Raw genomic sequence first — 12,367 nt, forward strand, 5'->3', positions numbered from 1 at the left:
AGATGGAGACCCCCCAATGACCAAGCCCTCAGCCCATTTCCTCGACGGCGCCGAATACGACTGGAGTAAACCCGAAGCCGTCGAGCTCTACGAGATCCTGGTTCGCGCCTATGGCACGGATCGCAGCATGATCGACCGATCCGGCATTGACAGGCACCGCATCAATTTCAAGCAGTCGCCACGCGACATCTGGAAGGAGGCGCTCGAAGCTGCCGCGGCCGAAGGCCACACGCGAAAGCTCGCGCAGAATGCCAGAAATGACCGCTCGATCACCGCCTACCACCGCCGGCTCGATCGCCTCCTCGGCCCGCATCCGGCACCCATAGAAGCCGCCCCCCCGGCAAACGCGCGCATCGTGTGGAGCGGACAGGAGGTCATCACCGGGAAGCAGCCGACCTTCCTGGAAATGTCTTTCTTCCACGAGGGCCTGCGAATCGCACCCTCGGTCGTACGACTCAGCACGACGAGCCAAGACGACCATTCCGCGTTCGGCTCAGGCTTCCTGATCGCTCCGAATACGATCTTGACGAACCATCATGTGCTTTACGCGAGCGGTCGGCCGATGAAGGAAGTCGACATCTGGTTCAACTTCGAGCTTGACGCTTCAGGCCGACCCCTCGTCGTCGACAAATACGAAGGCGACGTCTCGACCATCCAGGGCGAAGAAGCCGACGATTGGGCCATCCTCAAGCCGAAGAAACCCTTCAAGGACACCTACAAGCCGCTGAACGTTCATCCATCCAAACCCGTGACGCGCGGCGATTTCGTCTACATCGTCCAGCATCCCGGGGGTCAGCTGAAGAAAATCGGGCTCGTACACAACGAGGTCGTGCACGTCGATCAATCCCGGGTCCAATACCTCACGGACACCCTGCCCGGCTCCTCCGGCTCGCCCGTTTGCAACGAGCTCTGGCAAGTGGTCGCCTTGCACGCGCAGGGCATCAAGGGCGATCCAACCAAGGGACCCCTCTACAAGAACGAAGGCATCCGCATCGATCGAGTCGTCGAAGCGCTCACGGCCCGCGGCATCCTCGATCCGCGCGCCCAGCCGTGACGTCCTTCACTCTCTCGACCCCGCCCCCGGCAGCACCAAATAATCCGCCACGGACTCCAGCCGGATCTCCGGAAACCGCTCTGCCACCGCGCTCCGCATCTGCTCCGCGTCGGCCGGATCTTCCGCCTCCGCGAACGCCTTCTGCCTCGCCGCGTCGCTCGGCCAGTGCGCGTATCCGTAGAAGAGCCCGTCCGATCCACGGTGCAGCCGCGACCCGAACGAGCCCTTCTCCCGGTAATGCGCCGTGATCCGCGACCATGCCTCGATGAACGCCTCCTCCCTCCCGGGATGAAGCCTCCACCGATACAGCACCACGAATCCCGGCCCGGGACCGCTCATCCTGCCCTACAGCTCCTTCGCCACCCGCTCCCGCACCCACGCCGCCGCCGCGCGTGTGCCGAGCGTCCCGCCCACGTCCACGGTGCAGGCCTTCTCCTCGATCGCCGCCGCAACCACCCGCTCGATCCGCGTCTCCTCGTCCGGCCATCCCAGGTGCGTGAGCATCATGCCCACCGTCAGGATCGCCGCGAACGGGTTCGCGATGTCCTTGCCCGCGAGCGGCGGCGCCGAGCCGTGCACCGGCTCGAACATCGCCACGCGCGTCGGGTCGGACGCGTGCACGTTCGCGCTCGCCGCCATCCCGAGGCCGCCTTGCAGCGCTGCGCCGAGGTCGGTCACGATGTCGCCGAAGAGGTTGTTCATGACGAGCACCTCGAACTGCGACGGGTCCTGGATCATGAGCAGGCAGAGCGCGTCCACGTAGAGGTGCCGCGACTCGATCTCCGGATACTCGCGCCGCACCTCGTCGAACACGCGCAGCCAGAGCTCGTGCGCGTGGCGCATCGCGTTCGACTTGTCCGCCATGCACACGCGCTTCTTGCCCGTGCGCTTGGCGAACTCGAACGCCGCGCGCACGATCCGCTCGACGCCCTTGCGCGTGTTGAGGTCCTCGTTGATCGCGACCTCGTCCGGCGTGCCGCGCTTGAACTGACCGCCCATGCCGACGTAGACACCCTCGGTGTTCTCGCGGAACACCACCATGTCCACGTCCTTCGCGCCTCGACCCTTGAGCGGCACCAGGCGATCGGACAGCGCCTTCACGGGCCGCACGTTCGCGTAGAGGTCGAAGCCGAAGCGCATGCCGAAGAGGATGTCCCGCGCGTGCTCCAGACCGGGCACGCGCGGGTCTCCCAGCGCGCCGAGAAGGACCGCGGCGCACTCGCGCTGCACCGCGATCTGGATCTCCTTCGGGAACGTCACGCCGTCGCGCAGGTAGCGATCGGCGCCCAGGTCGAGCTCCCAGAGATCGAGCGGCAAGCCCGCCTTGTCTCGGTAGATCTCGAGCAGGAGCTTCGCCTCGTGCGTGACGCTCGGCCCGATCCCGTCTCCCCCGATGATGGCGATCTTCTTGCGCTGCGATCCCACGGCTCTCCCTTTCTCGTCCCGAGGGGGACGCCTCGCGTCCCCCTCTCGTCCAGGCGAAGCCCGGCCCATTCACCCCCCCGAGGGAAGATCGCTTCGCGATCTTCCGCGCGATGCGCTCGGCTTCCGATCAGCCGAGCGCGCGCTCCACCGGCACGTACTCGAGGTTGTGCGCCTGCGCGACCGGCCCGTACGTCACCGCGCCGCCGAACGTGTTCACGCCGAGCAGCACCGCGCGATCCGCGCGCGCCGCCGCCGCCACGCCCTTGTCCGCGATCGCGAGGCCGTACTGCAGCGTCGTGTTCGTCAGCGCCCACGTGCTCGTGTGGCTCACCGCGCCCGGCATGTTCGCCACGCAGTAGTGCACGACGCCGTGCACCTCGTAGGTGGGGTTGTCGTGCGTCGTCGGCCGGCACGTCTCGATGCAGCCGCCCTGATCCACGGCCACGTCGACCACCACGCTGCCCGTCTCCATCTCGGAGATGAGCTTCTCGGTCACGAGCTTCGGCGCCTTCGCGCCCGTCACGAGCACCGCGCCGATCACGAGGTCCGCGCGCGACACGCACGCCTCGATGTTGTCCGCGTTCGAGTAGAGCGTCTCGATCGCCCCGCCGAACACGTCCTCGAGGTACTCCATCGTCTGGCCGCGCACGTCGAGCACGGTCACCTGCGCGCCCATGCCGACCGCGATCGTCGCGGCGTTCTTGCCGACGACGCCGCCGCCGAGGATCACCACGCGCCCGCGCCGCGTGCCGGGCACGCCGCCGAGCAGGATGCCCTTGCCGCCGTGCTCCTTCTGCAAGCACGCCGCGCCCACCTGCACGGCCATGCGGCCGGCGACCTCGCTCATCGGCCGCAGCAGCGGGAGCGACCCGTCCGGCAGCTCGATCGTCTCGTACGCCACGCCCGCGACGCCCGTCTGGGCGAGCTTCTTCGTGAGCTCGGGCTCGGCGGCGAGGTGCAGGTACGTGTAGATGATGAGGTCTTTCCGGAAGAACCCGTACTCGGCGGGGAGCGGCTCCTTCACCTTCACGACCATCTCGGCGCTCCAGGCGTCGGCGGCCGTCGGCACCATCGTCGCGCCTGCGCGCACGTAGGCCTCGTCCTTGATGCCGCTGCCTTCGCCGGCGCCCTGCTGCACGAGTACCTTGTGCCCGCGGCCCACGAAGGCGCGAACGCCCGCCGGGGTCATCCCGACGCGATACTCCCTGGTCTTGATCTCCTTCGGAACTCCGATGAGCACGATGCTTCCTCCCGACTTGGTCGACGCTTGGGCGCCGCGATGGGCGCGCGCGACCATAGCAGAAGGAACGGCACGTGGAGCCAGTTCCGCAAACGACGCGATGCGGCGGTCGTGGCGACTTTCCAGGGATTTAGCGCGGTGCGCGGAAGCGCCGCGTCAGATCACGACGCTTCGAGCTCCACGATCGGATCCTTCACGTACCCTTCCTCGTAACCGAACTCCGTGAGCGGAAGCCCGGCTCCGCGCAGCGCGGTCATGAGCGCGCGGCTCGCATTCCCGCCATCCTGACGGTAATGGTAGTTGCCGCGCAATCGGCCGCCGCCCTTGCCGCAGAGGAGCATGGGCAGGTCGTCCTGCGAGTGGGTCCAGCCCTCGGTGTGCTCGGTGCAGACGAAGATCGAGCTGTGATCGAGCAGGTTGCCGGTCGCGTCGGGCGTGTTCTTCAGCCGATCGAGGAAATACGCGAGCTGGCCCATGGTGAACCGCACCGCGTCCTTTTGTTTCGTGTAGGGCGCGGGCTCGGTGTGGTTCATGTAATGCTGCCCGTCGGTCGCGCCGACCATCCAGAACACCGCGCCCGAGCCGCAGGTCGAGTACAGGATCGAGAACGACCGCGTGAGCCCGCACGAGAGCGCGAGGGCCATGAGGTCGGTCATCGCCTTGTTTTTCTCGGCGATCTGCTCGTTCGAGGCGAGATCGGGGAACCCGCCCGGATCGTCGGGTTTGTTGCACTCGCCGATGGGCACGTTCAGCCGCGACTCGATCTCCGAGATGCTCGTGAGATGCTGTTCGAGGCGCTGTTTGTCCTTGGCGCCGAGACGGCCCTGGAGCGTCTTGATCTGCCCGCTCACGGCGTCGAGCACGCTCGCCCGCGCGCGGTCGACTTGTGGCGAGCCCGCGCCCTTGTTGAACAGGCGCTCGAAGAACGCGTGCGGCGATTCTTCCGACGGATTCACGTTCGTCTCGCCGCTCTTGCTGCCGTTGTGCGAGAGGTGCTGGAAGCTCGTGCCCTCGTCGGTGCCGCGGAAACGCGTCACCGCGGCTTCGAGCGATTTGTATGGGCTCGGGGCGAGCGACTGGAAGTATTGTGCGGCCACCTGATCGATGCTCGGGTACTTCATCGTCGACACGATCGTGTCGCGCACGTCGTCGATCTTGAGGTGCGGTCCGCCCGAGCAGACGGCGGACATTCCCGAATGATGCGGGTGCCGCGGCGACTTCACGGAGAGCCCGCTGATCACGCTGACGTAGTCCTTGTACGGGAGCAGCGGGACGAGGGCGTAATCGTCGGGCACGGTCCAATCGGGCCCGATCGTCGGCGGGGTCCAGGAGGGCAGGTGGACGCCGTTGCCGAAGAACCAGAGGCCGAAGCGGGTCGGGATGTCCTCGCCGTTGGCGAAGGCGTCACCGTTATCGTTCAGCATCATCTCGAAGATCGGCAGGCCGACGGCGACGGCGGCGCCTCCGAGCATTCCGCGCAGGAACAGGCGGCGAGAGGGGCGTTCGATCTTGCGGCTCACGGCTTCACCTCTTCCTGCGAGGGCTTGCTGGCGTAGCGATATCCGTCGTTGGTCACGAGGGCGAGGACGAGGTCCTTGAACCGGTAATCGCTCGCCACGAAATCGGCGACGAGCTCCTCGACGCTGCCCTTGTCCCCCTTGCCGGCGAGATGCGCGCCGGCGTGCTCGTAAAACCGCCGCGCGATGCAGGCGCCGACTTCCGGGAGCGACGCGACGAGCTCGGCCATGTCGATCGGCCCCGCCACGGAATGGCCGTCGACGACCGCGCTCGAATCGACCGTCAGGCCATTCTCGTCGGTCTCGCGATACGCGCCGATCGCGTCGTACTTCTCGAAGGCGAATCCGATCGGATCCATCCGCTCGTGGCAGCCTGCGCATTCCGGATTTGTCCGGTGCTCGTCGAGCCGCTGCCGCAGCGTCGTCGGTTTGCCCGGCTCGGGCTCGGGCAGCGTCGTGCTGATCCCCGGCGGCGGCGGCGGGATGTCCTGGCAGAACAGGTTGAGCCGAACGAACCGCCCGCGATGGGTCGGCGACGTCTGCGTCTTGTGCGCATTGAGCGCGAGGAACCCGGGCGTCGTCAGAATGCCCGCGCGTCGCCCATCGTCGGGCAACGTGACGGGCGTCCATTCCGGCCCCGTGATGCCCTCGATGCCATACACCCGCGCCAGATCCTCGTTCACGTACGTGTCGCGCGTCGTGAACATATCGCGGAAATCGCCCTCTTTTTCGAAAACGATGTTCTCGAACATGCGCTCCATCTCGACGCGCATCGACGGCCCGAGCGTGGCCGAGAGCTGCGGGAATTTCTCCGGTTGCTTGTCGAGCGCGTCGAGCTTGCCGATGTTCATGAAGTCGCGGAAAAACCGCGTCAGGGTCCCGCGCGCGCGTGGATCATCGAGCAGGCGCGACGCCTGCGCCCGCACGCCTTCGGCCGTCGCGAGTTCGCCGCGCCGGGCCGCCTCGCGAAGCGTATCGTCGGGGGGCGCGTCGAGCAGGAGGAACGACAGGCGGGTCGCCATCTCCCAGCTCGTGTATCGATACCCATCCTGGGCCGGCTCGCCGACCTCGACGCGGAACAGGAAATGCGGCGACAACAAGACCGCCGCGAGCGCGTACTTGAGGCCCTGCGCTTCGTCTTCGAGGTCGGTCGCGACATTCGCCGAGAGCACCTGGAGCGAAGTGACCTCCTCCTCGGACGCGGGCCTGCGCCAGGCGCGCGTGGTGAACGAGGCGATGAAATCCTTGACGCACGGCTCACCGACGGCCGTCACGGGGCAACCGACGACCGTGTCGCGCCGCGCCGGATCGGCGAAGATTTGATCGAGCACCTCGTACGTCGCCTTCTCGTATTTCTCGGCGTCGACGGGGGCGATGGTGCTGCGCGCGGCGGAGATCGACGAGAAGCCGTAGAGCACGTCGTCGACCGGCAGGTCCGCGGGCATCGTGAGCGGATTGCCGAAGAGATCGAGCCAGGCGTTCCGGATCTGCGGGCGTGTGAGGCGATGGAGCGTCGGCTCGGCGGGCGCGAATGCCGCGGCGGCGGCCTTTTCGTCGTCCGTGTTCCCGATGATGCCCACGCAACTCGCGAGGCCCACGAGCGCGCACAGCAAAGGCGCATACCCCTGTCGCATGCTTTCGAGGTTACAAGAGTCCAGGGAGTCGTCACAAGCAATATCGTGATAGGATCGGCCCGTGTCGACGCTGCGAATTTTCCACTCCGCCTCGAATCTTGTTTTTGCACTGCTCCTCGCGGGCTGCTCGGGGGGTGGGAGCGGCGGCGAGGGCGGCGCGGGGGGAAGTGGCGCGGGGGCAAGCGGCGCCGGAGGATCGAACGAAGGCGGGCACGGCTGCTTCTCGACCGAGACCACGTGCGATGGCAAATGCGTGCACCTCGAAAGCAACGCCTCCCATTGCGGCGCGTGCAACAACACGTGTGGACCCGGCGGCCAATGCGTGGCCGGAACGTGCGCCTACGACTGCAATGGCACGCTCGTGGCGAACCCGGCCGATTGCTTGCCCCTCTACGGCGCGTTCGAATCCTTCCCATCGGAATGCCCGGGGTGTCGCACGGCAAACGCTCAAACCGGCGGATGCGGCTGCCCGAGCCCGGCGTCCGAGCTCCCGCTTGCGGTGCAAAGCGACTGCCCCGGCGTGCCGATGCGATCGGCGACGACGCTGCGGCTTTGCGTGACGCCCACGCTCGCGCCGGACAGCGATTTCGGCGGAGCGTACCAGGTCGACGATTTCGACGGCTGGTGCGGCTCGACGGCGCGTTGCCGCGTGGGAAACCCGATGGCGGGCGGGGCGTGCGCGTGCCCCGCGGGATTCGACGAGGCGATCGGGCTGCGTTCCATCATCCGGCTGCCGTGCAACGGCGTGGAGGGCGGAAGCGTGCTGGTGCTGTGCGGCAACAAGGATGCGCCGCTGCGCACGTTCGGGGGCGCATTCCAGGTGGACGACGTGGAACCGACGTGCCGCGTGGGGAATCCGTGGACCGGGGGATGCTCGTGCCCGGCAGGGACGAGCGAGCAGGTGTATCGCGTGATGGTGGATGGAGAGGCGGGGCTTTATGGGTCGAGCGTGCGGATTTGTATGCCCTGAACCCGGCTACCCCGCCCCCGCCGCCGCCTCCAGCGCCGCCCTCAGCAAAGCCGCCAGCTCCGCCGGAATCGTCGGGTCGAACTGCCCGATCAGCCCATCTGCCTCGAGCAGCATCACCTCCCCCGCCTCGCAATGTGCTTCGAGCGCCGCTCGTTCCGCTTCCCCCACCCGCACCACGGCCGCCGTCCCCGGCAGGGACAGCGCCCATGTCGGCGCCATCGTCTCGTCCGTCGGCAGCCCGATCACCGCCACCTCCACCCCCTCGCCGAGGCGCAGCGTCCCGAGCGGGCGCGGCAGCGGCGCCCGCGACGCAGGCTCCGGTGAAATCACCACGTCCGTGATCCGACGCATCGAATACGCCAGAACCCCCAGCCGCTGCGGGCTCGTCGCCAGAAGCAGCCGCGGCGGCGCCGAAAAGCCGGGACGCACGAGCCGCGTCGCCAGCGAGCGCAGCACCGGGATCTGCTCCGGCGTCGCCAGCGGCGTCGTCAGCGTGGCGAGCGGGATCATCTTGACCTTGCCGCTCTTCTTGAGCTGCCCGAGCGCGTCCAGGATGTCGAGGTCCGGACCGTCGATCTCGTCGAGCAGCTCGTCGATGCTGCGCGGCATCTGCAAAAGCTCGAAGATCCGACCCCGCATCGACGACGGGTCCGGCATCGACTCCGGCCCATCGAGCAGACCCGAAAGGCTCGCGAGGTCCGACAGGGCAAACACCTCACCCTCGGGCGAAAGGCTCGCGCGACGCTCGTTGAGCTCGTCGACCTGCCGCATCGCCTCCATCAGCAGCATGTTCGTGGAGGCCTGGATGCGGCGGGCGCTCGGCGGCTCGCCCGGCGAGAACGCGAAGCGACCCCGGCGCTCGGCGAGCAGCCGGTAGAGCGCGCGTTCTCCCGTCCGACGGCTGAAGCTCGCGTCGACGATCTGCCCCTCGGCGAGCTTCACCTCGCCCGGACCCCGCGCCGTCGTGATGCTCAGCGTGCCCGACCGACGGTTCATCGCCAGGAGCTGCAGCATGTCCACGAGTGGCACCTGCTCCAGGTCGCCGCGGATGTCCTGCGGCAGAGGCGGTCGCGACACGCGCCGCGACACCTCCGTGATGCGCGAGACGATCTGGTCGACGTCGACCCGCATCACCTCGTCCGGCTCGAGCTCGCCGTCGCCGAGTTTGTCGACGAGGAACAGCACCGGGATGTCGGCGAGCTCGGCCTTCGCCTTGAAGACCTCGCGCACGTTGCCGCCGCGTTCGGGGGTGCGCGGGACGAGCAGCACGTCGGGCCGGCTCTGGTAGGCCTGCTCGAGCGCGCTCTCGGCGCTGTTCGCGTTCGCCACCACGAGGCCCATCGCCCGCAGCGCGGAGGCGAGCGCGCCGAGCGCGTCGACATCGGAGTCCACGAGAAGTACGCGTCGCGACATGGCCTTCCCTTATCCGATCAACCGCACGCCCGCGGCCCGGCCGAGACGCTCCGCCAGCACGTCGGCGAGCAGCGGATCGGCCGCGTGCGCGCCCCGCAGGACGCCATCATCGTTGCGTGCCACAAGCGCATACGCCCCGTGCTCGGCGATGACCGCCAGCGCCTCGATCCGCTCGCAGCCCGGGACGGCCCGGAGGTCGAGCGCGTGCAGCGCGATCTTGTCCGCCTCGTGCCCCAGCGCCGAGCGCACGGCCGCGCCGAGGCACAGGTCCGCGTGGTTCGTCACCACGATCGTCGCCGCCCCGCCGCGTTGCGCGTCTGCCACCACCGATTGCGCGAGCGCCTGCGCCTCGGCCGTCCCGAGCTCGATCGGCCGCACCGCCGACGTCTGCCGCGCGGGCGCCGCGTTCACCGTCTCCCAGATGAGCATTTCGAGCAGATCCGGCACCGTGGTCGACTCCGGATCGAGCCGGTGCACCACCGACGTCTTGCTCGCCTCGGCGCGCAGGCGCGCGACCCGCAGGAGCTTGCCGAGGTCCTGCCCATCGTGCGGGAAGGCGGCGGCTCCCACGAGCAGCGCCCGGCTCGACGCCGACTTCTCCCCGGTCCCGAGCCGCGCGATGCGACGCCGGACCGAGTGCGCACCGAGGCCACTCGTCTCGGGCAGGAGCAGGTGGAACTCGTTCTCGTCGACGCGGGCGAGCACATCCGTGTCGTGCACCGCGGCGAGCAGCCGGTCGGCGTACTCGGTCGGCGAGAGCGCCGGCTGTCCCGGGATCGGCTCGTACACCATCGTCACGATCGCGAACCGCCGGTTGTACCTTCGCGCGCGCCCGATCTCCCGACCGGCCACGTCGACGTAATACGCGAACGAATATGCGCTCGACGTCGGGTCCTTGATGGCGGCGCCTCCGCGGGCGGCGCGCTCGCGCTCGGCGAGCATGGCGATCGCGGTCGCGGCCACGTTCGCGAGCAGCCGAATGATCCCATCGATCGGCGGATCGGCGCCTTGCTCGGCGGGGACGCGTGGCTTGTCCTCGTCGAGCAGCACGTACCCGGCGGCGACGTTGCGCGAGCCGAGCGGCACGGCGAGCAGACGGCGCGGCGTGGCGAACGTATCGAGGATGTGTTTTTCGGTGCCGACCTCGGGCGCCTTGTCGAGCCCGGGGCTCGCGGCGCCGAGCACGAGCTCTTGCGGCACCGTGTCGCTGGCGAGGTACACGGCGGCGCCCTTCGCGCCCGTCACCTCGATGAGGATCTCCACGAGCTCCCGGGCCGCGCTCGTCCGATCCGGCGCCTCCGCAATCTCGGCGATCCGGGCGATCCACCCCGTCGCGCGCGCGCTCACGGCGGCGGCGCGCTCCAATCGATCCCGCTCGGCGCGCTCGACGAGCCGTTGCTTGATCCCCCAGACCGAGCTCAGGACATCGTCGCCCGAGAGCGGCATCAAGAGCAGCCCCGTCGCGCCGAGGGAGACTGCGCTCGCCGCGGCGTCGAGGTTTTTCTTCGTCGCCAGCGTGACCACGCTGATGTCCGGCACGAGCGCCTTCAGGTGGTGCACCAGGCTCAGGCCTGCCCCGTCGCCGATGCCGAGCTCCACGAAGGCGATGTCCGGCGCCTCCGCGGTCGCCATCATGAACGCCTCGGAGAAATCGGCCGTCACGAGCACCTTGTCGAAGCGCAAGACGCGCGGGAGCAGCTCGCGTACGGGGGCGTCCTGCGCGATGCACAGCACGGTGAGCGCGGGCGCGCCGGCCCGATCGAGCGGCCTTCGGCGCGACGCGGGGATCGGCGGCATCGAGTTCATCATGGCTTCGACGCGTCCCACGATGGAGGAGCCGCAGGGCCCGGGCCAAGGTCCAAGCTCGTTTCCCACGTCCCGCGGAACACCCGCCGCGCCGGCCCCTTCATACGGAGCGCCCGCGCCTCGTCCACCGTGATCTCGAGCGGCCCGCCGGGCAGATGCACCTCGATCGGCGCGCCCCTCCGGGCCCGACCCTGCTCACACGCCGCCGCCGCCACCGCGCACGCGCCCGTCCCGCAGGCGAGCGTCCGCCCCACACCGCGCTCCCAGACCGTCACCGCGATCCGGGTCCGCTCCCCTTCCCCGAGCATCCGGCAGAACTCCACGTTGATCCCTCCCGCCGGCGACGTTGCCACCGTCGGCCCCACCCGATCGATCTCCCCCTCTGTATACGGCTCGAACGTGATCGCGTGTGGGTTACCCACATCGACCGTCGTGAACCCGTGCCGCCGCTCCTCGGCTTCCACCTCGAGCCTCGGCCCCATTGTCGCGTGACCCATGTCCACGGTCACGTCGTAAAACCCCGCGCCCCTTCGCTCGATGGCGCACGGTTTATCACCCGCGTCCGTCGCGATCACCATCGACAACCCCTCGGCGCCCGTTCGATCGGCGAGGAATGCGGCCACGCACCGGAGCCCGTTCCCGCACATCTCTGGCCGCGACCCGTCTGCGTTCAGCACGACCATGCGCGGCGTCGCTCCGCCGATCACGAGCAGCACGCCGTCGCCGCCGATGCCGCGATGTCGATCGCAGAGCGCGCGTGCTTGCTCGGGCGTGATCGCATCCTCCGAGCTTGCGTCGAGGACGACAAAATCGTTGCCGAGCCCTTCCCACTTCTCGAACGCGAGCATACCGCTCATCGCTTTGCCTTGCTGAATTGCTCGCGCACCGTGGACGAGCTCGTGCCGTTGACCTCGAGGAGCTTGCTCCGACTGCTCACGCCCACGAGGATGTTCACGTCGGCGCGTCGCACTTCGAGCACGCGTGACAAGAGCTTGCGCAGCTCCTCGTTTGCGGCTCCTTCGGCGGGCGGCGCGGTCAGCGCGACGTCGAGCGCGCCGTCGCGGACCCCGAGGATCGAACAGCGGGACGATCGCGGTCGCACGTGCACGGAGAAACGCACGGCGCCGGCGCGCTCGCTCATCTCGAGCCGCGCCCATTCCCCGGGAATCTGGTTCGTTGCTTTCGACATCGCGCGGTAGGGCGCATCCTAGCGCAAACCGAGACGTCCATACCGTTCTTGAATTCGATCTTTCACCCGATCCTTTTGGGTCCTGCCTTCCTGTACTAGCGTGGGGGCATGTCGCGACT

11 protein-coding genes are annotated in these 12,367 nt (G+C 68.4%); 2 read left to right on the plus strand and 9 right to left on the minus strand.

Translation table 11 applies throughout. The features are described 5' to 3' along the window. The first annotated feature begins 16 nt into the window (after positions 1 to 16). Positions 17 to 1,054: a trypsin-like serine peptidase gene (locus tag KEG38_RS21010; protein WP_272421522.1), complete on the plus strand. Its 1,038-nt coding sequence runs from the start codon at positions 17 to 19 to the stop codon at positions 1,052 to 1,054. Between the two features lie 6 nt (positions 1,055 to 1,060). Here KEG38_RS21010 and KEG38_RS21015 read toward each other — a convergent pair whose 3' ends face one another. From KEG38_RS21015 to KEG38_RS21035, 5 genes are all read right to left on the minus strand, one after another. After that, positions 1,061 to 1,393, minus strand: coding sequence for an antibiotic biosynthesis monooxygenase (locus tag KEG38_RS21015; protein WP_272421523.1), 333 nt, complete (start codon positions 1,391 to 1,393; stop codon positions 1,061 to 1,063). Between the two features lie 6 nt (positions 1,394 to 1,399). Then, a complete protein-coding gene (locus KEG38_RS21020; protein ID WP_272421524.1) occupies positions 1,400 to 2,479 on the minus strand; it encodes an isocitrate/isopropylmalate dehydrogenase family protein in 1,080 nt (359 codons plus the stop codon). Positions 2,480 to 2,606: 127 nt separating this feature from the next. Further along, entirely contained in the window at positions 2,607 to 3,719 is a 1,113-nt protein-coding gene (gene ald, locus KEG38_RS21025; RefSeq protein WP_272421525.1) for an alanine dehydrogenase, read from the minus strand. Positions 3,720 to 3,880: 161 nt separating this feature from the next. Beyond that, positions 3,881 to 5,239: a DUF1552 domain-containing protein gene (locus KEG38_RS21030; protein ID WP_272421526.1), complete on the minus strand. Its 1,359-nt coding sequence runs from the start codon at positions 5,237 to 5,239 to the stop codon at positions 3,881 to 3,883. Continuing rightward, positions 5,236 to 6,870, minus strand: a complete 1,635-nt coding sequence (locus tag KEG38_RS21035; RefSeq protein ID WP_272421527.1) for a DUF1592 domain-containing protein — start codon at positions 6,868 to 6,870, stop codon at positions 5,236 to 5,238. The genes KEG38_RS21030 and KEG38_RS21035 overlap by 4 nt, the downstream gene beginning before the upstream one ends. A gap of 61 nt (positions 6,871 to 6,931) precedes the next feature. Here KEG38_RS21035 and KEG38_RS21040 point away from each other — a divergent pair, with 61 nt between their 5' ends. Next, positions 6,932 to 7,840 carry a hypothetical protein gene (locus tag KEG38_RS21040; protein ID WP_272421528.1) on the plus strand — a complete coding sequence of 303 codons (909 nt, stop codon included), beginning with the start codon at positions 6,932 to 6,934 and terminating at the stop codon, positions 7,838 to 7,840. A gap of 6 nt (positions 7,841 to 7,846) precedes the next feature. Here KEG38_RS21040 and KEG38_RS21045 read toward each other — a convergent pair whose 3' ends face one another. Genes KEG38_RS21045 through KEG38_RS21060 form a run of 4 tightly spaced genes read right to left on the minus strand, consistent with a single transcriptional unit; the run spans position 7,847 to position 12,248 of the window. After that, positions 7,847 to 9,253: a DUF4388 domain-containing protein gene (locus KEG38_RS21045; protein WP_272421529.1), complete on the minus strand. Its 1,407-nt coding sequence runs from the start codon at positions 9,251 to 9,253 to the stop codon at positions 7,847 to 7,849. Positions 9,254 to 9,262: 9 nt separating this feature from the next. Beyond that, positions 9,263 to 11,062 (minus strand): GGDEF domain-containing response regulator, encoded by a 1,800-nt coding sequence (locus tag KEG38_RS21050; RefSeq protein WP_272421530.1) that lies wholly within the window; start codon positions 11,060 to 11,062, stop codon positions 9,263 to 9,265. Next, entirely contained in the window at positions 11,059 to 11,916 is an 858-nt protein-coding gene (gene dapF, locus KEG38_RS21055; protein ID WP_272421531.1) for a diaminopimelate epimerase, read from the minus strand. The genes KEG38_RS21050 and dapF overlap by 4 nt, the downstream gene beginning before the upstream one ends. Further along, a complete protein-coding gene (locus KEG38_RS21060) occupies positions 11,913 to 12,248 on the minus strand; it encodes a DUF167 domain-containing protein (protein ID WP_272421532.1) in 336 nt (111 codons plus the stop codon). The genes dapF and KEG38_RS21060 overlap by 4 nt, the downstream gene beginning before the upstream one ends. Between the last annotated feature and the right edge of the window lie 119 nt (positions 12,249 to 12,367).

The organism is Polyangium jinanense (genome assembly GCF_028435265.1).
Taxonomy (GTDB): Bacteria; Myxococcota_A; Polyangia; order Polyangiales; family Polyangiaceae; genus Polyangium; species Polyangium jinanense.